The sequence below is a fragment of the Pseudomonas sp. R11-23-07 genome, assembly GCF_003852295.1.
Lineage (GTDB): Bacteria > Pseudomonadota > Gammaproteobacteria > Pseudomonadales > Pseudomonadaceae > Aquipseudomonas.
In genome coordinates this window covers 914385-937444 of the sequence record NZ_CP027761.1, presented here as the reverse complement: position 1 = coordinate 937444, position 23060 = coordinate 914385, and the positions used below count along the sequence as shown (strand labels likewise).

Below are 23060 nucleotides of genomic sequence, written 5' to 3'. Positions count from 1 at the left end.
ACGCACAATCTGACATTTTATCGGCCAACACCAGCCTGGCCTGCATCCGCCCTCTGACTAAGCTGTAAATTCTCAACCTGCATGTGCGAAGGCGACATGAACGACACCTCAACGATCTACACCTGGCAAGGCATCAACCGCAAAGGCCGCCGGGTGTGCGGGCAAACCACGGGGCATGACCTGGCGCTGATCAAGGCGCAACTGCGCCAGCAAGGCATCTGCCCCGAGCGTGTGCGCAGGAAATCGTCGGGCCTGCCAAGCCTGGCTCCGCCGATTCAACCCGCAGACATTGCCTTGTTCACCCGCCAGTTGGCGACGCTGTTGAAGGCTGGCATCCCCTTGTTGCAAGCTTTCGACATCATCCGCGAGGGCGTCGAGAACCGAGCGCTGCGCGAGTTGGTCGAGGGTTTGAAACAACACGTCGCCGCCGGTAACAGCCTGGCCAGCACGCTGCGCCAATACCCCCGTTATTTCGATGAGCTGTACTGCCACCTGATTGCCGCCGGTGAACAGGCAGGTGCCCTGGAAACGCTGCTGGAGCGAGTGGCCATTCATCTGGAAAAAAGCCAACGGCTCAAGACCAGAATCAAGAAAGCCATGACCTACCCTCTCGCCGTATTGGTGGTGGCCAGCCTGGTCAGCGCAGTGTTGCTGATGCATGTGGTGCCGCAATTCCAGAACCTGTTCGCCGGGGTCGACAGCCCGTTGCCCGGTTTCACCCTGGGGGTCATCGCCCTCTCCGACTTTCTGCGACAGGCCTGGTGGATGCTGGCGCTGAGCCTGGGCGTGGCAATAGGCGCCTGGCGCCACGCCTACCGTGTTTCGCCGGGTTTTCGCCACGGACTGGAGGCGGGTTTGTTGAAAATCCCCCTGGCAGGCAAACTGTTGAACAAAGCGGCCGTCGCCCGCTACGCCCGCACGCTTTCAACCACCTTTGCGGCAGGTGTTCCCCTGGTGCAGGCACTGGGCTCAGTGGCCGGCGCCGTCGGTAACGGCCCTTTCAAACAGGCAATCGAACATATGCGCCACGATGTATCAACAGGTATGCAGCTGAATCAATCCATGGCCGCCAGCGGGCTGTTTCCCGGCATGGCGATCCAGATGACAGCAATCGGCGAAGAGTCCGGCACGCTGGACCGCATGCTGGACAAGGTCGCGAGCCATTACGAGGCCGACGTAGAAACCCTCGTCGATAACCTTACCAGCCTGATGGAACCACTGATCATGGTCGTGCTGGGGAGCATTGTCGGTGCATTGGTGATTGCGATGTACCTGCCGGTGTTTCAATTAGGGTCGGCATTTTGAGTGCGTTGCTGGGCGAGCAGCCCTGGGTGTTTGTGGGCGTGGCGCTGCTGCTGGGCCTGATCGTTGGCAGTTTCCTCAATGTGCTGGTCTGGCGCCTGCCCAAAATGCTCGAGCGGGAATGGCGCGCCCAAGCCCATGAAATTCTCGGCCTGCCCGTCGTACCGGCGGGGCCGGTCTATAACCTCATGCACCCCGGCTCGTGCTGCCCGCGCTGCGACCAGCGGATTCGCCCCTGGGAAAACATCCCCGTGCTCAGCTACCTGATGCTCAAGGGGCGTTGCAGCCATTGCCATGCAACCATCGGCGCACGTTACCCCTTCACCGAACTGGCATGCGCGCTGATCAGCGCCACTGTCGCCTGGCACTTCGGTTTCAGCTGGCAGGCGGGCGCGGCGCTGTTGCTGAGTTGGGGATTGCTGGGCATGAGCCTGATCGATGTGGATCACCAGTTGCTGCCGGATGCATTGGTGCTGCCACTGCTATGGCTGGGGCTTATGGTCAACAGCGCGGGCCTGCTGGCGACATTGCCCGAGGCGTTGTGGGGCGCGGTGTTTGGCTACATGAGCCTTTGGAGCGTGTTCTGGCTGTTCAAGCTGGTCACCGGCAAGGATGGCATGGGCCATGGTGACTTCAAGCTACTCGCATTGTTGGGTGCCTGGGGTGGCTGGCAAATCCTGCCGATGACGCTGTTGATGGCATCACTGCTCGGCGTGTTCGTCGGCGTGCTGCTGATGCGCTGGCGCAAGACCGGAGCGTCGGTGCCGATGCCATTTGGCCCCTGCTTGGCAATTGCCGGCTGGATTGCATTGCTCTGGGGTGGTCAAATAACCGACTTCTATTTGCAGTCTGTCGGTTTCAGATGACCACTCCTGTTGCAACACCCTGGATTCTCGGCCTTACGGGCGGGATCGGCAGCGGTAAAAGCGCTGCGGCCGAACACTTCACCAAGTTGGGTGTCGACCTGATCGACGCCGATCATGCCGCCCGCTGGGTGGTAGAGCCCGGCCGGCCGGCGCTGGCACGCATTGCCGAACATTTCGGCAGCGGTGTGCTGCAGCCGGACGGCCAGCTGGACCGCGCCGCGTTGCGAAAATTGATTTTTGACGTACCCGCCGAACGCCTCTGGCTGGAAGGCTTGTTGCATCCGCTGATCGCCGAAGAGATTCGCGACCACCTGGCGCGCGCCCGATCACCCTACGCGATTCTGGTCTCTCCGCTGCTGATCGAGTCCGGTCAATACAGCATGACCCAACGGATCCTGGTGATCGACGTGCCGCAATCCCTGCAGATTCAGCGTACCCTGCAGCGCGACGGCATCAGCGAGCAACAGGTGCAGGCCATTCTCAAGGCCCAGTCGAGCCGCGAAGACCGCCTGAACCATGCCGATGACGTATTGGTCAATGACCAGGACCTTGCCTGGCTGCACGGCGAGGTCGAGCGACTGCATCACTTTTATCTCACTTTGCGTGGAGGCCGATCATGAGCCAACCCTTGACCGTCGATTGCCCAACCTGCGGCGCCCCCGTGGAATGGAAACCCGACAACCTCAACCGGCCGTTCTGCTCGGACCGTTGCAAACTCATCGACCTGGGCGCCTGGGCTGCTGAAGAACATAAGATCCCGGTGGCCCCGGACGCCGAAGACGAGTTGTTTTCCGAAGACCTGCCGCCGCGCCATTAAGGCCGCATAAAGGCGTATTCCTGCTGGTCGTCGAGGTTTTCCGCAAGGTATTGCAACTCGTCGGCCAGGTCTTCAAAGCTGCGCACGCCCTTGCTCTGCTCCACCACCGCGCTGAGCATGGCGCGCAGGGTCAGGCCCGGATCAAACCCGATTTCCTGTGCGGCATCCTGGCTCCTGCGCAACTCCTGCCGTGCCCATTCGTACACACTCATGATTCGTGCTCCTGAAATTTCGACGAGCATGGGCCCGTGCGGCCATCCGGTGTTTGATCTGGATCAACCCCGCGAATCGTCATCCTTCCACGGAGCCGAGAGATAGCGGGTGCGGTTGAACGTCTCCAGCCAGTCCGGGCAGAACACCACCAAGGCACTGATCACCATGCCGTTGATAAACGCTTCGGGAAAGATGATCAGCCACAGGTAGCCTACGAAGTCTTCCAGCCATTCCGGCATCGCAAATCGTCCATCGAACCATAGCAGCCCCAGGCCGGCCAACAGGCAGAGCAACGCCGACAAGGCGGCAGCCAAAAAACCGGAACAGAAAATGTACACGAAAGGGTTTCGCGGTTGCGCCCGCTCTACCAGCGCCGCACAGGTTTCGGTCACCAGCACCGGTAGCCCAATCAACAGCAGGCCGTTCACACCGATTGCGGCGAGGTCCTGACGACCTAGCCATATCAATCCCAACTGCGCGGCACACCCACCAACGATCGCCAACGGCCAGTCCAGCAGCAAGGTCACGGCGGTCATGCCGATAAAATGGTAAGACACCCCCGTATCGAAATCCCGCCGCACCAGCCATAACATGAACAGCGCGAACACCGTGCCGAACAGCAAATGCTGGCGCCGTCGGTCAGCAAACAACTCGACCCAAGGCGCACGCCAGATCGCCCAGAGCACCAGCGGGGCATACAACAGCCCGCCGATGCCAAGGGTCTGCGGCGTCAGTACCGCCGCGCCGATCACCGTTTCACCTGCCTAGCCGCCTCATAGCCCGTCATGGGCCTGGCCGCATTGATCCTGTACATGAACGCCTCGAATGCGGAGTCGCTGCCGGATGGTCAGATTACATCGCCAGGTTATAGGGTAGCCAGCTGTAAGGCTGAGCAACGCTGGGCCCGCAACGAGTCTTCCTGCGGTCATCATTTGAACGCTAAGCTACGCCTATGGATGACTCAGATTATTTGCGCCTGCTCACCGTAGCAGCCGAACAAGCCAACGCGTTCCTGTCCAATGCCCGCAAATGGGAGCGTGAGCGTTGGGTCTGTCAGCGCCTGCTGCAAGGCTTGAACGTGCCCTATCGCGCCGAGGAGTTCCACGCCGCCGGCCAGGAACCGCCGGACGTGCTGTTTCGCGACGCCAGTTTCGAGGTGTTCTTTGTATTGGACGAAGGCCGCCGGCTGAACGACGAATGGCGCGACGAATTGCTGCGCCGACGCAGCGCCTTTTCCTTGAGCCAACTGGTGCGCCGCGAAGCCAAGCCAAGGCGCATCCCTGCCCACGAGTTCCTGCTGCGCCTGGCCCCGACCCTGCGCAAAAAAGCGCATAACTACAAAGAACGCGGAATGGACCTGGGGGAACTGGACCTCATCGCCTTCACCAGCCTCAAGCGCGAAGTGCTGGACCTCAACAGCCACTTCCCACCACCCACCGAATATCTGCGCCAGGGCTGGCGCTCGCTGTCGCTGGTGGGGCCAACCTTTGCGCGGGTACTGTTCGCACATCCGGACGCGCCGGATTTCTTGCGCAACAACCTGGGCCGCAGCATAGTGTTCGATGTGGGCATCAGCCTTTGATGCCCCGGCTGTAACGTGGCGCCCTTTTGCAACGTCTACCTGACGAGGCCTTTATGACCAGCCGCCTGAACCCCGATGACCAACAGCATGTCGAAGAGTACCTGCAACTCTCCCAGCACAGAGTCGAGCGCAAGCCTTTCAGGCCGTGGCTGCTCCTTGGTGTGGTGCTGGTGGTGGTGATCGGGCTCGGTTTGCTGAGCCGCCTTTTGAGTTACCTGACGCTATGAGCTGCCTGGCGCTCGCGGGGGTAACTGCTCCGATTTCTTTTAGCCTTGCGAGATATCCCCATGACCCATCGTATTATTGTCGTCGGCGGCGGTGCCGGCGGCCTGGAGCTAGCGACCCGCCTGGGTAAGACTCTGGGCAAACGCGGCAAAGCCAGCATCACGCTGGTGGACGCCAACCTGACGCATATCTGGAAACCGCTGCTGCATGAAGTCGCGGCCGGCTCGCTGAACTCTTCGGAAGACGAACTCAATTACGTCGCCCAGGCGAAATGGAACCACTTCGAGTTCCAGCTGGGGCGTATGAGCGGGCTTGACCGTGAACAGAAGAAAATCCAACTGGCCGCCACCCTCGACGAAGAGGGCCGGGAGCTGGTACCTGCGCGCGTACTGAGCTACGACAGCCTGGTGATTGCCGTGGGCAGCACCACTAACGATTTCGGCACCGAGGGCGCGGCGCAGCATTGCCTGTTCCTCGACACCCGCAAGCAGGCCGAGCGCTTCCATCAGCGGTTGCTCAACCATTACCTGCGCGCCCACGCCGGGCAAACCGACACCGTTGAACAGATCAGCGTCGCCATCGTCGGCGCCGGCGCCACCGGCGTCGAACTGGCCGCCGAACTGCATAACGCAGCCCATGAGCTGGCAGCGTACGGCCTGGACCGTATCAAGCCGGAAAACATGCACATCACCCTGATCGAAGCCGGCCCTCGGGTATTGCCCGCGCTGCCGGAGCGGATTGGCGGGCCTGTGCATAAAACCCTGGAAAAACTTGGGGTGACCGTGCTGACCAACTCGGCCGTCAGCGAAGTGACCGCCGACGCGCTGATCACCAGCAGCGGCCAAGTGATCCCGGCCAGCCTCAAAGTGTGGGCCGCCGGGATTCGCGCACCGGGCTTTCTCAAGGACCTCGATGGCCTGGAGACCAACCGCATCAACCAACTGCAGGTGCTGCCGACGTTGCAGACCACCCGCGACGAAAACATCTTTGCCTTTGGCGATTGCGCCGCCTGCCCACAGCCGGGCACCGACCGTAATGTGCCGCCGCGCGCGCAGGCCGCTCACCAGCAGGCCTCTTTGCTCGCCAAGTCGCTGAAGCTGCGGATTGAAGGCAAGGCGCTGCCGGCCTACAAGTACACCGACTACGGCTCGCTGATCTCGCTGTCGCGCTTTTCCGCGGTGGGCAACTTGATGGGCAACCTGACCGGCAGTGTGATGCTGGAGGGTTGGTTGGCGCGGATGTTCTACGTGTCGCTGTACCGTATGCACCAGATGGCGCTGTATGGCTTTTTCCGCACGGCGATGCTGATGCTGGGCAGCAAGATCGGTCGGGGGACTGAGCCGCGACTCAAACTGCACTAACAACATAAAACCATGTGGGAGGGGGCTTGCCCCCGATTGCGGTGGGTCAGTTAAGTAATGACTGACTGACACACTGCTATCGGGGGCAAGCCCTCTCCCACATTTAATCTCCACTGTTTTACCGAGTTTTGCGCAGACAAAAAAAATCCCCGTATCTTTCGATACGAGGATTTTTAATATGGTCGGGGTAGGGGGATTCGAACTCCCGACATCCTGCTCCCAAAGCAGGCGCGCTACCGGACTGCGCTATACCCCGGTAATAAAAAGGCGACCTTTCAGTCGCCTTCTTCGATCAGTGCTTTTGGCCTCTGATCTTAAGATCTGATTCCAGCGTTAACTGGTCTCAAAAATGGTGGGTCGTGTGGGATTCGAACCTACGACCAATTGGTTAAAAGCCAACTGCTCTACCAACTGAGCTAACGACCCAAATATGGTCGGGGTAGGGGGATTCGAACTCCCGACATCCTGCTCCCAAAGCAGGCGCGCTACCGGACTGCGCTATACCCCGGTTTGAAATTGGCTCCGTGACCAGGACTCGAACCTGGGACCCAATGATTAACAGTCATTTGCTCTACCGACTGAGCTATCACGGAACTACATATTTCAAAGTGCAACTTTTACTGCGGTACTACCTTCTCTTCGACCCTGTCCGTATCGCTACGTTAGCGTCTCTGAGGCGCGCTATTCTACAATCTTAAAAACCCCTGTCAACCCTTTAAATTGCTTTTAAGACAATGATTTGCGCTTCTTTCTGATTTCTTCTTGGGGAGAAGAAACCCGTGGGCTGACGTTGCTGCGGGGCGCACTTTACAAGCCTTTGCCTTACAGTTCAACGCCCTATCGAAAAAAAAGGCCCCGCAATGCGGGGCCTCCTCTTTTAGCACTGGCTGCCGGGCTTAATGGAAGACGATTTCGTCGTTCTCCACCGTCGCCTTGACGGGAGTGCCGGGCATAAAGCTGCCCGACAGGATCAGCTGTGCCAGCGGGTTTTCGATCCAGCGCTGGATCGCACGCTTCAACGGCCGTGCGCCATACACCGGGTCGTAACCCACCGCGATCAGCTTGTCCAACGCCTCGCTGCTCAGCTCCAGCGCCAGTTCGCGCTCGGCCAGGCGTGCACGCAGGCGTCCCAACTGGATCTCGGTGATACCCGCAATCTGATCCCGGGCCAAAGGCTCGAAGATCACCACTTCATCCACCCTGTTGATAAATTCCGGGCGGAAGTGCGAGGTCAGCGCATCCATCACCGCTGCCCGCTGGGCCTCGCGATCGCCCACCAACTCCTGGATCTGCGCCGAGCCCAGGTTAGAGGTCATCACAATCACCGTGTTGCGGAAATCCACTGTACGGCCGTGGCTGTCGGTCAGGCGGCCGTCCTCGAGCACTTGCAACAGGATGTTGAACACATCCGGGTGCGCCTTCTCGACCTCGTCCAGCAAGATCACCGAGTAAGGCTTACGCCGCACGGCCTCGGTCAGGTAACCGCCCTCCTCGTAGCCCACATAGCCTGGTGGGGCGCCGATCAGGCGCGCCACCGAGTGTTTCTCCATGAACTCGGACATGTCGATGCGCACCATCGCCTCTTCAGTATCGAAGAGGAATTCGGCCAAGGCCTTGCACAGCTCGGTCTTACCCACGCCGGTCGGGCCGAGGAACATGAACGAACCACTTGGGCGATTCGGGTCGGACAACCCGGCGCGGGTACGCCGCACCGCATTGGACACCGCCACCACGGCCTCTTCCTGGCCAATAACGCGCTGGTGCAACAGGCTTTCCATCTTCAGCAGCTTGTCGCGTTCGCCCTCAAGCATTTTCGACACAGGAATGCCGGTCCACTTGGAGACCACCTCGGCTATTTCTTCCTCGGTCACCTTGCTGCGCAGCAACTGGTTCTCACTGTGCCCGTGCTGGTCGACCATCTGCAGGCTGCGTTCCAGGTCCGGGATCACCCCGTACTGCAACTCGGCCATGCGGTTCAGGTCGCCCTTGCGGCGCGCGGCTTCCAGCTCCTGGCGCGACTGCTCGATCTTCTGCTGGATCTGCGCCGAACCCTGCACTTCGGCTTTTTCCGAGGTCCAGATTTCTTCGAGGTCCGAATACTCCCGCTCCAGGCGGACGATTTCTTCCTGGAGTTTTTCCAGACGTTTCTTCGCCGCCTCATCCTCTTCTTTCTTCAGCGCCTGGGATTCGACTTTCAGTTGAATCAGGCGGCGATCCAGACGGTCGAGCACTTCCGGCTTGGAGTCGATCTCCATGCGAATCCGGCTGGCCGCTTCGTCGATTAAATCGATGGCCTTGTCGGGCAATTGACGATCGGTGATATAGCGATGGCTCAACTTGGCCGCCGCAATGATCGCGCCGTCGGTGATCGCGACTTTATGGTGAACCTCATAGCGCTCTTTCAGGCCACGCAGGATGGCGATGGTGTCCTCTTCGCTGGGTTCTTCCACCAGCACTTTCTGGAAACGCCGCTCCAGCGCCGCGTCTTTTTCAATGTACTGACGGTATTCGTTGAGCGTGGTGGCACCGACGCAATGCAACTCGCCTCGCGCCAGGGCAGGCTTGAGCATATTGCCGGCATCCATGGAGCCCTCGCCCTTACCGGCGCCGACCATGGTGTGCAGTTCGTCGATAAACAGAATGATCTGCCCTTCCTGCTTGGACAATTCATTGAGCAGGGATTTGAGGCGTTCTTCGAACTCGCCACGGAACTTGGCGCCGGCGATCAGCGAGCCCATGTCCAGGGACAGCAGGCGCTTGCCTTTCAGGCCGTCCGGCACTTCGCCATTGATGATGCGCTGGGCCAGGCCCTCGGCGATGGCGGTTTTACCCACGCCAGGCTCACCGATCAGCACGGGGTTGTTCTTGGTACGGCGTTGCAGCACCTGGATGGTGCGCCGAATTTCGTCGTCACGGCCGATGACCGGGTCAAGCTTGCCCTCTTCGGCGCGCTTGGTCAGGTCAACGGTGTATTTATCCAGGGCTTGGCGCGACTCCTCGTGGTTGGGGTCATTCACCGCCTCGCCGCCGCGCAGATTGTTGATGGCGTTTTCCAGGGCTTTCTTGCTCACACCCTGGCCCAGCAACAATTTGCCGAGCTTGCTGTTGTCGTCCATGGCGGCGAGCAGCACGAGCTCGCTGGAGATGAACTGGTCACCTTTCTGTTGGGCCAGGCGGTCAGCCTGGTTCAGCAGGCGCGCCAGGTCCTGGGACATATTCACGTCGCCGGTAGGATTCTGGATTTTCGGCAGTTGGTCGAGCTCTTTGCTCAACTCCTTGCGCAGGCTGTTAATGTCAAAGCCCACCTGCATCAACAAGGGCTTGATAGAACCACCTTGTTGCTCCAGGAGCGCCTGCATCAAGTGCGCAGGTTCAATTGCCGGGTGGTCGAGACCGACCGCCAGGGATTGGGAGTCCGATAAGGCCAACTGCAATTTGCTGGTTAAACGATCAATACGCATAAGTCACCTTCCTTTTGAGCAGGCCGGAGCTGTAGAAACATCCTGAATGAAGAAACCTGCCAGATACCCCTATAGATGGGGTGGATTCTGGGGGATTCAAGCAGCGGATGGTTGATACAGATCAGGACAGTCTAGCGTTCGAGCCAGATAAGGGAGGCGAATCGGCCCGTGCGTGGGCTGCGGCGATAGGAAAAGAAGCGCGGGTCGGTCACGGTGCACAAACCGCCACCATACACAGCGCTAATGCCCCGCGCAGCGAGGCGCAGACGAGCAAGCTGATAGATATCGGCCATGAACTTGCCGGGATTACGGCTGGGCACGAAGGCTCGGGCAGTCACGGGCAGTTGTTGCATGAAGGCTTCACGCACCTCGGGGCCGACCTCAAAGGCCTGCGGACCAATGGCCGGGCCGAGCCAGACCAGCACGTCGGCGGGGTCGCAACCCAGGCTGTCGAAGGCTGCCTCCAGCACCCCGGCCGCGAGCCCACGCCAACCGGCATGCGCCGCCGCTACTCGGGTGCCCGCTCGATTGCAGAACAATGCAGGCAGGCAATCAGCCGTCATCGCGGTGCAGGCGATACCGGGTGTGCTGGTCCAACTGCCATCCGCTTCGGCGATACGGCCCGGGTCGGCCTCGACCACAGTGGTCCCGTGGACTTGGCGCAACCAAGCCGGCTGGATACCGAAGGCATCGGTAAGACGGCGACGATTTTCCAGGACCGCCTCAAGGCTGTCCTCGACGTGATCGCCCAGGTTGAGGCTGTCGAACGGCGCCACACTGACGCCGCCCGCACGGGTAGTGACGCGGGCTTTGACCTGAGACGGCGCGGGCCAGTCAGGAATCAGCCAGTCACTCATCCGATAAACGCCTCGCGATCCTGCTTGAGCAGCGACAACAACCAGACCAGATCATCTGGAAGCGGCGATTCCCAGCTCATGCGCTTACCGCTCGTCGGATGATCCAGTTCCAGGAAGCGTGCATGCAGCGCCTGGCGCGGGAACGTCTTGAGCGATTCAACCATGGTCTGGCTGGCCGCCGGCGGAATACGGAAGCGACCACCGTAGGCCGGATCGCCGACCAACGGGAAGTTGATGTGGGCCATGTGCACGCGGATCTGGTGGGTACGACCGGTTTCCAGCTTGACCCGCACGTGCGTGTGGGAACGGAAACGCTCCAGCACGCGATAGTGGCTGACGGCCTGCTTGCCGCCCTCCATCACCGCCATGCGCTGGCGCTGCTGGCCGTGACGACCGATTGGGGCGTTGATCTTGCCCCCGGCCACCACGACGCCGATCACGATGCACTCGTAGATCCGGCTGACGCTGCGACTCTGCAATTGAGTAACCAGTTGCGTCTGCGCCTGAATGGTCTTGGCCACCACCATCAGGCCGGTGGTGTCCTTGTCCAGACGGTGCACGATGCCGCAGCGCGGCACATTGATGATGTCCGGTACGTGGTGCAACAGGGCATTGAGCAAGGTGCCATCAGCGTGCCCGGCAGCCGGGTGAACCACCAGGCCTGCGGGTTTGTTGATGACCAGGATGTCGTCGTCTTCATAGACGATATCCAGCTCGATGTCCTGGGCGACCCATTCTCCCTGGGCTTCCTGCTCGGCAGTTAGCTCAAGAATCGCACCGCCATGCACTATGTCTCGCGGGCGGATAACCGCTCCATCCACAGTCAGGCGGCCGTCTTTGATCCAGGCGGAAAGGCGCGAGCGCGAGTGCTCAGCGAATAATTGTGCGGCGACTTGATCGAGGCGTTGGCCGCCCAATTCGGACGGCACCTCTGCGCGAAGTTCAATTTTATCGGACATGCTCAGACTAGGCGTGGCACAGCCTTTGGTTTCGGCTGCGCGCTTGTGGTTAAATACGGCGTCTTTTGCCCCGAGGCTTTCAACGGGGCGCTCATCATAACAGGACGGCCCCGCCCAAGACAGCGGCCGTCATAGGGACGCAAGCCGCCATGCAAGTGAAACACCTGCTGCTGATCGCCATCCTCGCCATGACTGCTGCTTGCTCGTCAACCAAGGAGGTCGTCGACGAAAACCTGAGCGAAGTCGAGCTGTACCAGCAAGCTCAGACAGACCTGGACAATAATAGCTACACCAGCGCCACAGCGAAGCTGAAGGCCCTGGAGTCGCGCTATCCGTTCGGACGCTATGCCGACCAGGCCCAGCTCGAGCTGATCTACGCCAACTATAAAAACGCCGAGCCGGAAGCAGCCAAGTCCGCTGCCGAGCGTTTTATCCGCCTGCACCCGCAGCATCCGAACGTGGACTACGCCTACTACATGAAGGGCCTGACCTCGTTCGACCAGGACGTCGGCCTGCTGGCGCGCTTCCTGCCGCTGGACATGACCAAGCGTGACCCGGGCGCTGCCCGCGACTCCTACAACGAGTTCGCCCAGCTGACCAGCCGCTACCCGAACAGCCGCTACGCGCCGGACGCCAAGCAGCGCATGATCTACCTGCGCAACCTGCTGGCTTCCTACGAGATCCACGTGGCCCACTACTACCTGACCCGTCAGGCGTACGTGGCCGCCGCCAACCGTGGCCGCTACGTGGTGGAGAACTTCCAGGAAACCCCTTCGGTGGGTGACGGCCTGGCCGTGATGACCGAGGCTTACCAGCGCCTGCACCTGGACGAACTGGCAGGCACCAGCCTGGAAACCCTCAAGCTCAACTACCCGGACCACCCAAGCCTGAAAGACGGCCAGTTCGTGCCTCAGGTTGACGAAGCCGACAACCGTTCGTGGCTGAGCAAGTACACCCTGGGCCTGATCGAGTCCCGTCCACCGCTGCCACCGGGTGAAACACGCGCCAACCAGGACGTGATCAAGCAGTACCAGGACGCCAAGGACGCGATTCCTTCGGATCTCAAGCCGCACGACGAGAACGGCGACGTGATCGAAGAGGAAGAGCCGCAAGCCCTGGGCAACAACCAGGACCGCTCGTGGTTCAGCTACATGACCTTCGGTGTGTTCGACTGACCGTTCGACGCAACGCAAAAGGGAGCTCTCAGGAGCTCCCTTTTTCATGGGCGAGTATTTATTGCGCTGTGCGCCCATGGCGACCTTGGCTAAACTGGCGCATTCCTCATTGAGAAACTGCCCATCATGCTCCGTCTATTGTTCTGGATCGCCGTCATTGCCGCTGCGGTATGGCTCTGGCGCAAATTTAAAAGCCCTGCGGCCGGCCAATCCCGTACCGGCGAACCCAATGCCGCACTGATGGTGCGTTGCGCCCATTGCGGCGTGCATGTGCCGCAGGATCGTGCGCTGAGCTCGGGCCAGCAATGGTATTGCACCCAGGCGCACCTGCAGCAAGGGCCGAAGTCTATCCAGCGTTAAGTCGACCGGCGGGCGCGTAAGGTGCCGGGTCGATGATCGGTGCCTGCCCCAGCAACAAGTCGGCAAACAACTGGCAGGACGCCGGGGCAAGCACCAGGCCGTTGCGGTAGTGCCCGCAATTGAGCCACAGGCCTTTGAAGCCGGGCACCTCGCCGATATAAGGGATGCCTTCCGGCGAGCCGGGCCGCAACCCCGCCCAATGCCCCACCACCTCGGCGTCCGCCAGGGCGGGAAGCAGTTCCACCGCAGAAGCCTTGAGACTTTCGAGTGCGGTTTCGGTCGGCGTTTTATCGAACCCCTCATGCTCCAGGGTGCTGCCAATCAGAATGTGCCCATCCCGTCGCGGGATCGCATAGCGTCCTTTGGCCAGGACCATACTCGATAAAAAATCAGGCGCGCATTTGTAGAGGATCATCTGGCCCTTTACCGGCTCCACGGGCAGCGCCAAGCCCAGTTTTCCCAGCAACGCCCCGCTCCAGGCACCGGCCGCAAGCACCACCTGATCACCCGTGATGGCGCCAGCAGACGTATTCACGCCCACCACAGTGCCGCCTTCCACGATAAATCCAGCGACCTCGCACTGCTCGTGAATCGTCACACCGGGCAGCGCCGACAACGCCGCCTTGAGTGATTTGACCAGGCGCGGATTGCGCACATTGGCCACGTCGGCCATGTAGATCGCCCGCGAATAACCGCCGCCCAGCACCGGGACCGCGTCATGGGCGGCCGACACGTCCACTTTGCTCAAGGGCCGGCCTTCACGCGCAGCCCAGGCCAGAGCCTCGGCTTCGTCATCCAGGTCGAGCCAATACAGGCCCGTGGTATGAACCTCAGGATCAACCCCGGTCGCGGCGAACAGCCGTTGCGCCAGCTGCGGGTAGAAATCCTGGGACCAGTGGGCCAAGGCAGTCACCGCCGGGCTATAGCGCCACGGGTACAACGGCGAAACAATTCCGCCGCCGGCCCAGGATGATTCCTGCCCAAGCCCGGCGCGCTCCAGCAATATGACCGCCAGCCCCCGGTTCGCCAGGTTGTATGCCGTCAACAAGCCAATCACTCCGCCGCCGACAATCACTACTCGCTGTTGCTTAGCCATCATTTGATCCAGCCGATAAAAAGGGAAAAGCGCGCCCGGCGCCCATTCATCCAGTACTCTCATCACTGCCCCCAGCATGCCTTGAGCGACATCTCTGGCGGCGCTCCCGGATTGCTCCGCATGCCGGTGCTGGTCAAGCTGAACCGGCCACAGGCGTCGTCCGCCATGACAGAGCCCGTGGCAGGCGTGGCCAGCAAGGCAAAGTCCTGAGGGTTCAAGACTGAGCTGATTCTATAGTGATCGTTGCCTGTACTGACGCCGCTTGCATCAATATAAGTGCCGTTGCGCGTGTAAAAACGCTCCAGGTACTGAGCTTGCTCGGCCAGCAGCGCGACGATCTGCACCCGGTGGACCTTTTTCACCTGGACGGTATATGCGGGGTAAGCGATCCCGCCCAGCAACGCAATGATCGCCACGGCGATCAATAATTCGATCAGGGTAAAGCCCTGGCTATCCATGCCCATTCGATTGCTCCTTATTGAAGTTGCCGCCATAAGACTCGCCGAAACCGTTCGCCGTCGCCCTCCTCCACCCGCGCATACACAGCCTCCAGCACGGTGCGCGATCGGCCACCCAGCCCGACGGCCGTCACCCGGAAGAGCGCGGCTGGGGCATACGGCGGCAAATGTGCCTGGCCCGAACCCACGCCCAAGGATTGAACGCCATACACCCCGTCCTTGAACGCCACCCACGTCACCGCCGAGACCGGATTGTGTCCGGCGCCCACCACCGATGAAGCTTCATCGGGCGGCGCGCAACTAATGATCGACTGGCAAACCGGCATCACCTGCCCGCCCCTGCGCACCGCCGACTCCCCCAGCCGCAGGCCACTTTCAGCCGTCTGGAACGATTGATTACGCTGCCACAGGCTATTAGCCGCCTTCTGCTGAGCGAGCGCGCCCTGCATCGACGACAACCCCACCAGTGACAACAACAGCAGAAATACCAGGCTGATCAGCAATACCATCCCCGCCTGCCGCACCTGGCTACACCGCATCATCGTCATCGCCCTACTCCAGCCGGTTGCGCAGTGCCGCCACAACGGCGTAGGCCTGGTCCTTCACCCGACCGGTGGGGTCTTGCAGGGTCATGAGGATGCGCACGCTGCGTATCAACGATGCGTCGGCCGGGTGGCTGTCGTAACGCACCACGCCGGTCGATTCAGGCCTGGCCGCCACACCAAAACTGATCTCGAAGGCCCGTACGTTATCCATCAGTACGGCTTTGGCCGGAGCTGACGGGGTACTGATCTTTAACTGACCCGTCTCATAGGTGTAGGTGAGCTCGCGTATAGCGAAACGAATCTGCCCGGGCGCAATCCCAGACGGCGTCCCGGTATAGGCCTGGGCGGCCTCTTTGCAGTCGGATACCACCGTCCAGTCAGGCTTGCCTGTACTGTCGCTGGCATTGGCGGTCACCAGAGTCAGTGACTTTGCGCTTGCCGAAGCTTCCCAGCCAATCGGCCGATCAAAGGCCGCCGGGGCGTTGTCGATAAAAGCCGTGGCCAGACACCCCAGCATGCCCGTCTGGCGAATATCCTGAGTCATCTTGCTCAGGACGAACCGTGCATCGTCCTGCAGCACCATGGCGGCCTGCTGGCTGGCCTGGGTCAACCGCGAACCGATCAGCACCTGGCTCGCCCCAAGCACTACCACCAGCCCGACAGCCAGCGCCAGCAGCAACTCCACCAGCCCGAAACCTCGCACAGGACGGATCATTGCAACCGCCCTTGCCCATTGGCGATCCGACTGGTCAGGGTGAAGGTTTGCCGCTCACCCAGTCTGCTCCTGACATCCTCCCAACTGATGCTGACAGTGACCTCATCGCCGCTGGCCGCTATCGCACCCTTGGCGTCCTTGCCGGCAAAACCAGTGATATTGGCCTCGAAGTCACGCAGGTCCAGGTCACGTACGCTGGTAGCCGAGGTGCTGTCGGTGCGAGCCTGGGAGTAATCGACAGCGGCGTTGGCGCGAATACGGTCGAGCATGTCATAGGCAATAAAACTGGCTTGGCTGGTCATTCTTGCGCTGTCGGTGGTCTTGAGCGCGTTGAGCTGGATCGCCGCGGCCCCCAGCAGTCCGAGCGCCAGGACCAGCACCTCGATCAGCGTCATGCCGGATTGGTGCCGATAAAAAGCGCGTAGAGAAAATGTATTCCGGCAGAAAGGCATACCGTCGTCATCCATGTCGAAGGCCTTAGGAAACAGGAAAAACCTGCTGTGTGCCCCAAGCCTAGCGTCGGTTTTCGGCCGCTGCCGCTACCGGAACAAAGGGAAATACATTGGACGTAAAGGCCATCATTCAGCACCAGGGACCAAGCGCTATACCTATGCCTGCCACTTGACGATCACTCGCATCCACGGAGGGAGCACACATGACACAACGAGGTTTCACCCTGATCGAATTACTGCTGGGATTGATCGTGACGGGTGTTCTGGCGCAACTGGCCATACCCAACTTCAAAGGTTTGCTGGAATCGCAGCAGCGACAAAGCGTGGCCCAGGCACTGGCCGACGGGCTGCGTTACGCGCGCACCGAGGCGATTGCACGCAATCGTGCGGTGGTGATCCATGCGCGGGATGAAGACTGGAGCCAAGGATGGCGGGTGATACTGGATATCAGTGGGCGCGGCCACCTGGACGACGATAATCCGGTGCTACTGGAGCGACAGGACAGCGGGCAAGTACCGGTTGCCGGCAATGGCCCGGTCAGCAGCCAGGTTCGTTTCAGCGGTTTGGGGGAGCCGGTGTTTGCGGGCGGGGGATTTCGTGCCGGCACCGTGCATGTGTGCGACACACAACAGGCCCAGAGCCTGTATCAGGTCGTGCTCGCTCCCAGCGGGCGTATCAGCCTGCGCAGTGACAAGACCGAGCAGGCGCTATGCCGAGGTTAATCCAGCCGCCAGGGGTTCACAGCAGCGAGCGAACCCGTAATTCCTTGGGCATTGAAAACGTAATGTTTTCTTCCCGGCCCGCCAATTCGTCGGCGCCGGTGGCACCCCAGGCGTGCAATTGCTGGATCACGCCGCGCACCAAAACTTCCGGGGCGGAGGCGCCTGCCGTAATGCCGATGCGCTCTACGCCGTCGAACCAGCTACGCTGCATGTCCTCGGCGCCGTCGATCAGGTACGCCGGCGTCGCCATGCGCTCAGCCAACTCGCGCAAACGGTTGGAGTTGGAGCTGTTGGGGCTGCCGACCACCAGCACCACATCACACTCATCGGCCAGTTGCTTGACTGCATCCTGGCGGTTTTGCGTGGCGTAGCAGATGTCGTCCTTGCGCGGGCCGCCGATGGCCGGGAATCGCGTGCGCAGGGCGTCGATAACGCGGCTGGTATCGTCCATGGACAAGGTGGTCTGGGTGACGAAGGCCAAGCGTTCAGGGTTTTGCACCTGCAAACTGGCAACGTCTTTTTCGTCTTCTACCAGGTAAATCGCGCCGCCATTACTGGAGTCATACTGGCCCATGGTGCCTTCGACCTCCGGATGGCCGGCATGGCCGATCAGGATGCATTCGCGGCCATCACGGCTGTAACGCGCCACTTCGATGTGCACCTTGGTCACCAGCGGGCAAGTGGCGTCGAACACTTTCAGGCCACGGCCAGCCGCTTCAGTGCGTACGGCCTGGGACACGCCATGGGCACTGAAGATAACGATGACATCATCGGGCACCTGGTCGAGCTCTTCGACGAAGATGGCCCCGCGAGCACGCAGGTCTTCGACCACGAACTTGTTGTGGACGACTTCATGCCGCACATAAATCGGCGGGCCGAAGACTTCCAGGGCGCGGTTGACGATTTCGATCGCCCGGTCCACGCCGGCGCAGAAGCCACGGGGGTTGGCGAGTTTGATTTGCATGCTGTGCCTCGTGTCTTGCAGCCACTTAGAGTCGGGGGGTGTTGCTGACCTAAGGGACAATGGGGATCAAAGGTGGGAGGGGGCAAGCCCCCTCCCACATTTTAGACCAGCGCCTTGACGTTGATGATCTCGACGTCAAAGGTCAGTGTCTTGCCGGCCAACGGGTGGTTGAAGTCGATGGTCACTTGCGCGTCATCGAAGGCTTTGACCACGCCGGGCAATTCCGTATTCGCCGCATCATTGAAGATCACCAGCAGGCCTTCCGACAGGTCCATGCCTTCGAACTGCGAACGCGGGATGATCTGCACGTTTTGCGGGTTGGGCTGGCCAAAGGCATTTTCCGGCGGGATCTGCAGGTTGCGCTTATCGCCAGCCTTGAATCCGAACAGCGCCGTTTCAAAACCCGGCAACAGGTTGCCATCGCCGACTTTGAAGGTAGCCGGGGCTTTGTCGAAAGTGCTGTCGACCGTGTCGCCATTCTCCAGGCGCAATGCAAAGTGCAAAGTGACTTCCGTGTTCTGGCCGATGCGTTGCTCAGCCAATACCTGATCAGTCATTGACGGTCTCTCCGGTTTTTTTGCTCTTGAACATATCCAGCGCCAGCATGATTGCACCAACGGTGATGGCGCTGTCGGCGAAGTTGAACGCCGGGAAATAATGGCGGTTCTGCCAGTGCACCAGGATGAAGTCGATCACATGGCCCAGGGCAATGCGGTCGTACAGGTTGCCCAGCGCGCCGCCCAGCACCAGGGCGAGAGCGATGGCCAACCAGGTGTCATCACGGCCCAGGCGCTTGAGCCAGACCACCAGCACCGCACTGACCACCACGGCGATCAGTGCGAACAGCCAGCGCTGCCAGCCGCCGCCATCGGCGAGGAAGCTGAAGGCCGCGCCGGTGTTGTAGGCAAGGGTCCAGCTGAAGTAATCCGGGATCACCACGATTTGCTGGAACATTTCCAGGGTGCCTTCGAAATGAGCCTTGCTGACCTGGTCGATGACCAGGACCAGCACGCTCAGTACGAGCCAGCCAAGACGTCCGAAACGGCTGGCGTCAGGCATGCTTTTACTAGGCATAGTGGCGAACCTCGCCTTCACCGCTGATGTTATCCACGCAACGACCGCAGATTTCCGGATGTTCCGGGTTCACACCGACATCTTCACGGCAGTGCCAGCAACGCGCGCATTTAGGGAAGGCCGACTTGACCACTTTGAGCTTCAGGCCCGGTACTTCGGTCGCCACGGCGTCTGCCGGAGCCTGGGCGAATGGCGCCAGGCTGGCGGTAGAGGTGATCAACACAAAGCGCAGTTCGTTGCTCAGCTTGGCCAGGTCGGCGGTCAGGCCGTCCTCGGCAAACAGGGTGACTTCGGCTTGCAGGTTGCCACCCACAGCCTTGGCCGCGCGCTGCACTTCCAGCTCCTTGTTCACCGCAACCTTCACGGCCATCACGCCTTCCCAGTACGCGCGCCCCAGTTCGAAGTCGGCCGGCAGTTCGGTCAGGCCTTCGTACCAGGTATTGAGCATGACGGACTCGTTACGCTCGCCCGGCAGGTACTCCCACAGCTCGTCGGCGGTGAACGCCAGGATCGGTGCGATCCAGCGCACCAGCGCTTCGCTGATATGGTAGAGCGCGGTCTGCGCCGAGCGGCGCGCCTTGCTGTTGGCGCCGGTGGTGTACTGGCGGTCCTTGATGATGTCGAGGTAGAACCCACCCAGCTCCTGGACGCAGAAGTTGTGGATCTTCGAATAGACGTTCCAGAAGCGGTACTCGCCGTAATGCTCCTGCAACTCGCGTTGCAACAACAGGGTACGGTCCACGGCCCAACGGTCGAGGGCGAGCATGTCTTCGGCCGGCAGCAGGTCGGTGGCCGGGTTGAAGCCGGTCAGGTTCGACAGCAGGAAGCGCGCGGTATTACGGATGCGACGGTAGGCATCGGCGCTGCGGGCCAGGATCTGGTCCGACACGGCGATTTCGCCCGAGTAATCGGTCGACGCTACCCACAAGCGCATGATGTCGGCGCCCAGGGTGTCGTTGATCTTTTTCGGCTCGATCACGTTCTTCAGCGACTTGGACATCTTGCGACCGTTTTCGTCGACGGTGAAGCCGTGGGTCAGCAGTTCGCGGTACGGCGCATGGCCGTCGATGGCGCAGCCGGTCAGCAGCGACGAGTGGAACCAGCCACGGTGCTGGTCGGAACCTTCCAAGTACAGGTCGGCACGCGGGCCGCTGTCGTGGCCCATCGGGTGCGAGCCGCGCAGTACGTGCCAGTGGGTGGTACCAGAGTCGAACCACACGTCGAGGGTGTCGCTGATCTTGTCGTACTGCGGCGCTTCATCGCCCAGCAGCTCGGCGGCGTCCAGCTTGAACCAGGCTTCGATGCCTTCCTGTTCAATGCGCTGGGCCACTTCTTCCATCAGTTCGACGGTGCGCGGGTGCAGTTCGCCGCTTTCCTTGTTCAGGAAGAACGGGATCGGCACGCCCCAGTTACGCTGGCGGGAGATGCACCAGTCCGGACGGTTGGCGATCATCGAGTGCAGGCGCGCCTGGCCCCAGGCCGGGACGAACTGAGTGTCCTCGATGGCTTTGAGCGAGCGTATGCGCAGGGTTTCGCCGCTGGCCGGCTCTTTGTCCATGCCGATAAACCACTGTGCGGTGGCGCGGTAGATCAACGGGGTCTTGTGGCGCCAGCAGTGCATGTAGCTGTGCTTGATGGTGTCGGCCTGCATCAGCGCGCCGACTTCACGCAGCTTGTCGATGATCGGCTGGTCGGCCTTGAAGACGAACTGCCCGCCGAAGAACTCCAGCGACGGCACATACACGCCGTTGCTCTGTACCGGGTTGATGATGTCGTCGTTGACCATGCCGTACTTCTTGCAGGTCACGAAGTCGTCCACGCCATAGGCAGGCGAGCAGTGAACGATGCCCGTGCCCGAACCCAGCTCGACGTAGTCAGCCATATATACCGGCGACAGGCGGTCATAGAACGGGTGACGGAAGTTGATCAGTTCCAGCGCGGAGCCGGTGGTGGTGGCGATCACCGAACCTTGCAGCTCGTAGCGCGCCAGGCACGACTCGACCATTTCTTCGGCCAGCACCAACAGGCGATCGCCAACATCGACCAGCGCGTAGGTGAACTCCGGGTGCACGTTCAGTGCCTGGTTGGCGGGGATGGTCCATGGCGTGGTGGTCCAGATCACGATGGCAGCGGGCTTGGCCAGCGATGCCAGGCCAAAGGCCTCGGCCAGCTTGGCGTCGTCGGCGATCGGGAAGGCCACGTCGATGGTCGAGGATTTCTTTTCCTCGTACTCGACTTCCGCCTCGGCCAGCGCCGAGCCGCAATCGAAGCACCAGTTCACGGGCTTGAGGCCCTTGAACACGAAACCGCCCTTGACGATCTCGGCCAAGGCGCGGATTTCACCGGCCTCGTTCTTGAAGTTCATGGTTTTGTACGGGTTGTCCCACTCTGCCAGCACACCCAGACGGATGAACTCGGACTTCTGCCCTTCGATCTGCTCGGTGGCGTAGGCACGGCACAGTTCGCGGGTTTTATCCGCGCCCAGGTTCTTGCCGTAGGTCACTTCGACTTTGTGTTCGATCGGCAGGCCGTGGCAGTCCCAACCCGGGACATACGGTGCGTCGAAGCCCGACAGGGTTTTCGAACGCAGGATCATGTCCTTGAGAATTTTGTTCAGCGCATGACCGATGTGAATCGTGCCGTTGGCATAAGGAGGGCCGTCGTGCAGGACGAATTTCGGACGATCCTTGCCAATTTCGCGCAACTTTCCGTACAGGCCAATACTGTCCCAGCGCTGCAGGATCTGCGGTTCGCGCTGTGGCAGGCCGGCCTTCATTGGGAAGGCGGTGTCCGGAAGGTTTAGCGTGGCTTTATAGTCGGTCATTTAAGGCTCTTCGGTTAGCGATGGGCGCTAGGTGCGGCTAGTGCACGGGCGGCGGCGACATCCGCATTGATCGCCGTTTTCAACGCCTCAAGGGAGGCGAAACGCTGCTCTTCACGCAGCTTCTGGTGGAAAACCACCGTTAAACGCCGGTCGTATAAATCACCGGCAAAATCCAGAAGGTGAACTTCCAGGTGGGCCTTGCCATCACCTGCAACCGTGGGCCTGACGCCTATGTTGGCGACTCCCGGCCACGATTGGCCATCGATGTCGACGCTCACCAGATAAACCCCGGTGAGTGGCACACGACGGCGCTTGAGTTGCACGTTGGCAGTTGGCGTGCCCAGTTGGCGCGCCAGCTTCTGGCCGTGCAATACCCGCCCGGCGATGCGGAACGGGCGACCGAGCAAACGCTCGGCCAAGGCGAAGTCGGCAGCGGCCAGGGCGTTACGCACCTGGGTACTGCTCACGCGCAGGCCGTCCAGTTCGACGGTTTGCGCGGCTTCGACGGTAAACCCCTGGTTGACGCCGGCGTGTTGCAGGAAATCGAAATCTCCGACGCGGTCGCAACCAAAACGGAAGTCGTCGCCGACTTCCAAATGCTGTACGCCCAGGCCATCGACGAGGATGCGGTCGACGAACTCAGCGGCGCTCAGGCTTTGCAAACGCTGGTTGAAGGCCAGGCAGAGCACGCGGTCGACGCCTTCTTCAGCCAGCAGTTGCAGCTTGTCCCGCAGGCGGGCCAGACGGGCCGGCGCGGTCTCGGGAGTGAAATATTCCCGCGGCTGCGGCTCGAAAATCACCACGCAGCTGGGCACGCCCAACTCGACCGCACGCTCGCGCAGCCTGGCCAGGATAGCCTGGTGGCCACGGTGAACACCGTCAAAGTTGCCAATAGTGGCGACGCAGCCCCGATGCTCGGGGCGCAGGTTGTGGAGACCTCGAACCAGCTGCATAACGCGCTTCTTGCTCATAAAGTGGTCGATTATAACCACACCCGGCCCCGGACGACAGGCAACAGCACAGGCCAAATGG

General features: G+C 60.9%; 24 protein-coding genes, 4 tRNA genes and 1 pseudogene. 10 read left to right on the top strand and 19 right to left on the bottom strand.

The genetic code is table 11. The annotated features are described in order from the left end of the window. Positions 1-96: 96 nt before the first annotated feature. The 4 genes from C4J84_RS04070 to yacG are packed head-to-tail and all read left to right on the top strand — an operon-like array spanning position 97 to position 2985. Complete coding sequence (locus C4J84_RS04070) at positions 97-1305, top strand: type II secretion system F family protein (protein WP_124434946.1); 1209 nt, start codon at positions 97-99, stop codon at positions 1303-1305. Further along, positions 1302-2168 (top strand): A24 family peptidase, encoded by an 867-nt coding sequence (locus C4J84_RS04065; protein WP_124434945.1) that lies wholly within the window; start codon positions 1302-1304, stop codon positions 2166-2168. The genes C4J84_RS04070 and C4J84_RS04065 overlap by 4 nt, the downstream gene beginning before the upstream one ends. Beyond that, complete coding sequence (gene coaE / locus C4J84_RS04060; protein ID WP_124403049.1) at positions 2165-2788, top strand: dephospho-CoA kinase; 624 nt, start codon at positions 2165-2167, stop codon at positions 2786-2788. The genes C4J84_RS04065 and coaE overlap by 4 nt, the downstream gene beginning before the upstream one ends. Then, positions 2785-2985 carry a DNA gyrase inhibitor YacG gene (gene yacG / locus C4J84_RS04055; RefSeq protein WP_065887991.1) on the top strand — a complete coding sequence of 67 codons (201 nt, stop codon included), beginning with the start codon at positions 2785-2787 and terminating at the stop codon, positions 2983-2985. Before coaE ends, yacG begins: the two co-directional genes overlap by 4 nt. Here yacG and C4J84_RS04050 read toward each other — a convergent pair. After that, positions 2982-3197, bottom strand: a complete 216-nt coding sequence (locus C4J84_RS04050) for a hypothetical protein (protein ID WP_124361242.1) — start codon at positions 3195-3197, stop codon at positions 2982-2984. The two genes, yacG and C4J84_RS04050, sit on opposite strands and share 4 nt — an antisense overlap. Positions 3198-3260: 63 nt before the next feature. Next, the gene (locus tag C4J84_RS04045) at positions 3261-3950 is read right to left on the bottom strand and encodes an energy-coupling factor ABC transporter permease (protein WP_124369616.1); all 690 of its coding nucleotides are present in this window, start codon (positions 3948-3950) and stop codon (positions 3261-3263) included. A gap of 200 nt (positions 3951-4150) precedes the next feature. On the opposite strand from C4J84_RS04045, the gene C4J84_RS04040 reads away from it, so the two are divergent. The 3 genes from C4J84_RS04040 to C4J84_RS04030 are packed head-to-tail and all read left to right on the top strand — an operon-like array spanning position 4151 to position 6366. Then, entirely contained in the window at positions 4151-4780 is a 630-nt protein-coding gene (locus C4J84_RS04040) for a DUF1780 domain-containing protein (RefSeq protein ID WP_083360208.1), read from the top strand. A 53-nt stretch (positions 4781-4833) separates the two neighbouring features. After that, positions 4834-5007, top strand: coding sequence for a DUF3094 family protein (locus C4J84_RS04035; protein WP_044286631.1), 174 nt, complete (start codon positions 4834-4836; stop codon positions 5005-5007). Positions 5008-5067: 60 nt separating this feature from the next. Next, a complete protein-coding gene (locus C4J84_RS04030) occupies positions 5068-6366 on the top strand; it encodes an NAD(P)/FAD-dependent oxidoreductase (protein ID WP_124369614.1) in 1299 nt (432 codons plus the stop codon). Between the two features lie 179 nt (positions 6367-6545). Here C4J84_RS04030 and C4J84_RS04025 read toward each other — a convergent pair. The 7 genes from C4J84_RS04025 to rluD form a co-directional block, all read right to left on the bottom strand. Then, positions 6546-6622: transfer RNA gene (locus tag C4J84_RS04025), tRNA-Pro, on the bottom strand. Between the two features lie 94 nt (positions 6623-6716). Then, a tRNA-Lys gene (locus C4J84_RS04020) sits at positions 6717-6792 on the bottom strand. Between the two features lie 5 nt (positions 6793-6797). Continuing rightward, positions 6798-6874 (bottom strand) — tRNA-Pro (locus C4J84_RS04015). A 9-nt stretch (positions 6875-6883) separates the two neighbouring features. Continuing rightward, positions 6884-6959 (bottom strand) — tRNA-Asn (locus C4J84_RS04010). A 303-nt stretch (positions 6960-7262) separates the two neighbouring features. Further along, the gene (gene clpB, locus C4J84_RS04005; protein ID WP_124361235.1) at positions 7263-9827 is read right to left on the bottom strand and encodes an ATP-dependent chaperone ClpB; all 2565 of its coding nucleotides are present in this window, start codon (positions 9825-9827) and stop codon (positions 7263-7265) included. Positions 9828-9958: 131 nt separating this feature from the next. After that, the gene (pgeF, locus tag C4J84_RS04000) at positions 9959-10684 is read right to left on the bottom strand and encodes a peptidoglycan editing factor PgeF (protein WP_124369543.1); all 726 of its coding nucleotides are present in this window, start codon (positions 10682-10684) and stop codon (positions 9959-9961) included. Beyond that, on the bottom strand, positions 10681-11643 hold the full coding sequence (gene rluD, locus C4J84_RS03995) for a 23S rRNA pseudouridine(1911/1915/1917) synthase RluD (protein ID WP_016976299.1): 963 nt from the start codon (positions 11641-11643) through the stop codon (positions 10681-10683). Before rluD ends, pgeF begins: the two co-directional genes overlap by 4 nt. A 149-nt stretch (positions 11644-11792) precedes the next feature. Here rluD and C4J84_RS03990 point away from each other — a divergent pair, with 149 nt between their 5' ends. Both C4J84_RS03990 and C4J84_RS03985 read left to right on the top strand, forming a co-directional pair. Then, positions 11793-12818: an outer membrane protein assembly factor BamD gene (locus tag C4J84_RS03990; protein ID WP_124369542.1), complete on the top strand. Its 1026-nt coding sequence runs from the start codon at positions 11793-11795 to the stop codon at positions 12816-12818. Positions 12819-12944: 126 nt separating this feature from the next. Beyond that, the gene (locus C4J84_RS03985; RefSeq protein ID WP_124369541.1) at positions 12945-13178 is read left to right on the top strand and encodes a PP0621 family protein; all 234 of its coding nucleotides are present in this window, start codon (positions 12945-12947) and stop codon (positions 13176-13178) included. Here the strand turns inward: C4J84_RS03985 and thiO are convergent. From thiO to pilV, 5 genes are all read right to left on the bottom strand, one after another. Next, positions 13165-14274, bottom strand: a complete 1110-nt coding sequence (thiO, locus tag C4J84_RS03980; RefSeq protein WP_124369540.1) for a glycine oxidase ThiO — start codon at positions 14272-14274, stop codon at positions 13165-13167. The genes C4J84_RS03985 and thiO overlap by 14 nt on opposite strands. A 62-nt stretch (positions 14275-14336) precedes the next feature. Then, positions 14337-14738 (bottom strand): type IV pilin protein, encoded by a 402-nt coding sequence (locus tag C4J84_RS03975; protein ID WP_124369539.1) that lies wholly within the window; start codon positions 14736-14738, stop codon positions 14337-14339. A gap of 11 nt (positions 14739-14749) precedes the next feature. Next, positions 14750-15280, bottom strand: coding sequence for a PilX N-terminal domain-containing pilus assembly protein (locus C4J84_RS03970; protein ID WP_256681382.1), 531 nt, complete (start codon positions 15278-15280; stop codon positions 14750-14752). Between the two features lie 4 nt (positions 15281-15284). Then, complete coding sequence (locus C4J84_RS03965) at positions 15285-15992, bottom strand: prepilin-type N-terminal cleavage/methylation domain-containing protein (RefSeq protein ID WP_124369538.1); 708 nt, start codon at positions 15990-15992, stop codon at positions 15285-15287. Further along, positions 15989-16444: a type IV pilus modification protein PilV gene (gene pilV / locus C4J84_RS03960; RefSeq protein WP_124436305.1), complete on the bottom strand. Its 456-nt coding sequence runs from the start codon at positions 16442-16444 to the stop codon at positions 15989-15991. The genes C4J84_RS03965 and pilV overlap by 4 nt, the downstream gene beginning before the upstream one ends. A gap of 203 nt (positions 16445-16647) precedes the next feature. Here pilV and C4J84_RS03955 point away from each other — a divergent pair. Further along, positions 16648-17163: pseudogene (locus tag C4J84_RS03955) on the top strand (GspH/FimT family pseudopilin); the annotation flags it as partial. A gap of 19 nt (positions 17164-17182) precedes the next feature. Here the strand turns inward: C4J84_RS03955 and ispH are convergent. The 5 genes from ispH to ribF form a co-directional block, all read right to left on the bottom strand. Next, positions 17183-18130, bottom strand: coding sequence for a 4-hydroxy-3-methylbut-2-enyl diphosphate reductase (gene ispH, locus C4J84_RS03950; protein ID WP_124365777.1), 948 nt, complete (start codon positions 18128-18130; stop codon positions 17183-17185). A gap of 101 nt (positions 18131-18231) precedes the next feature. After that, a complete protein-coding gene (locus C4J84_RS03945; RefSeq protein ID WP_177412767.1) occupies positions 18232-18672 on the bottom strand; it encodes a peptidylprolyl isomerase in 441 nt (146 codons plus the stop codon). A gap of 7 nt (positions 18673-18679) precedes the next feature. Beyond that, complete coding sequence (gene lspA, locus C4J84_RS03940; protein ID WP_124365100.1) at positions 18680-19189, bottom strand: signal peptidase II; 510 nt, start codon at positions 19187-19189, stop codon at positions 18680-18682. 7 nt (positions 19190-19196) lie between these two features. Continuing rightward, positions 19197-22028 (bottom strand): isoleucine--tRNA ligase, encoded by a 2832-nt coding sequence (gene ileS, locus C4J84_RS03935; RefSeq protein ID WP_124365774.1) that lies wholly within the window; start codon positions 22026-22028, stop codon positions 19197-19199. 14 nt (positions 22029-22042) lie between these two features. Next, entirely contained in the window at positions 22043-22981 is a 939-nt protein-coding gene (gene ribF / locus C4J84_RS03930) for a bifunctional riboflavin kinase/FAD synthetase (protein WP_010213269.1), read from the bottom strand. Between the last annotated feature and the right edge of the window lie 79 nt (positions 22982-23060).

What these genes read in the sequence shown, in the direction of transcription:
- C4J84_RS03985 (WP_124369541.1), top strand. Translation starts at nt 12,945, where the DNA reads ATGCTCCGTCTATTGTTCTGGATCGCCGTCATTGCCGCTGCGGTATGG.
- pgeF (WP_124369543.1), bottom strand. Translation starts at nt 10,684, where the DNA reads ATGAGTGACTGGCTGATTCCTGACTGGCCCGCGCCGTCTCAGGTCAAA.
- lspA (WP_124365100.1), bottom strand. Translation starts at nt 19,189, where the DNA reads ATGCCTGACGCCAGCCGTTTCGGACGTCTTGGCTGGCTCGTACTGAGC.
- thiO (WP_124369540.1), bottom strand. Translation starts at nt 14,274, where the DNA reads ATGGCTAAGCAACAGCGAGTAGTGATTGTCGGCGGCGGAGTGATTGGC.
- C4J84_RS03990 (WP_124369542.1), top strand. Translation starts at nt 11,793, where the DNA reads ATGCAAGTGAAACACCTGCTGCTGATCGCCATCCTCGCCATGACTGCT.
- pilV (WP_124436305.1), bottom strand. Translation starts at nt 16,444, where the DNA reads ATGCCTTTCTGCCGGAATACATTTTCTCTACGCGCTTTTTATCGGCAC.
- C4J84_RS03965 (WP_124369538.1), bottom strand. Translation starts at nt 15,992, where the DNA reads ATGATCCGTCCTGTGCGAGGTTTCGGGCTGGTGGAGTTGCTGCTGGCG.
- rluD (WP_016976299.1), bottom strand. Translation starts at nt 11,643, where the DNA reads ATGTCCGATAAAATTGAACTTCGCGCAGAGGTGCCGTCCGAATTGGGC.
- C4J84_RS04040 (WP_083360208.1), top strand. Translation starts at nt 4,151, where the DNA reads ATGGATGACTCAGATTATTTGCGCCTGCTCACCGTAGCAGCCGAACAA.
- C4J84_RS04070 (WP_124434946.1), top strand. Translation starts at nt 97, where the DNA reads ATGAACGACACCTCAACGATCTACACCTGGCAAGGCATCAACCGCAAA.
- yacG (WP_065887991.1), top strand. Translation starts at nt 2,785, where the DNA reads ATGAGCCAACCCTTGACCGTCGATTGCCCAACCTGCGGCGCCCCCGTG.
- ileS (WP_124365774.1), bottom strand. Translation starts at nt 22,028, where the DNA reads ATGACCGACTATAAAGCCACGCTAAACCTTCCGGACACCGCCTTCCCA.
- C4J84_RS03975 (WP_124369539.1), bottom strand. Translation starts at nt 14,738, where the DNA reads ATGGGCATGGATAGCCAGGGCTTTACCCTGATCGAATTATTGATCGCC.
- clpB (WP_124361235.1), bottom strand. Translation starts at nt 9,827, where the DNA reads ATGCGTATTGATCGTTTAACCAGCAAATTGCAGTTGGCCTTATCGGAC.
- C4J84_RS04050 (WP_124361242.1), bottom strand. Translation starts at nt 3,197, where the DNA reads ATGAGTGTGTACGAATGGGCACGGCAGGAGTTGCGCAGGAGCCAGGAT.
- C4J84_RS04030 (WP_124369614.1), top strand. Translation starts at nt 5,068, where the DNA reads ATGACCCATCGTATTATTGTCGTCGGCGGCGGTGCCGGCGGCCTGGAG.
- C4J84_RS04035 (WP_044286631.1), top strand. Translation starts at nt 4,834, where the DNA reads ATGACCAGCCGCCTGAACCCCGATGACCAACAGCATGTCGAAGAGTAC.
- ispH (WP_124365777.1), bottom strand. Translation starts at nt 18,130, where the DNA reads ATGCAAATCAAACTCGCCAACCCCCGTGGCTTCTGCGCCGGCGTGGAC.
- C4J84_RS03970 (WP_256681382.1), bottom strand. Translation starts at nt 15,280, where the DNA reads ATGACGATGATGCGGTGTAGCCAGGTGCGGCAGGCGGGGATGGTATTG.
- ribF (WP_010213269.1), bottom strand. Translation starts at nt 22,981, where the DNA reads ATGCAGCTGGTTCGAGGTCTCCACAACCTGCGCCCCGAGCATCGGGGC.
- coaE (WP_124403049.1), top strand. Translation starts at nt 2,165, where the DNA reads ATGACCACTCCTGTTGCAACACCCTGGATTCTCGGCCTTACGGGCGGG.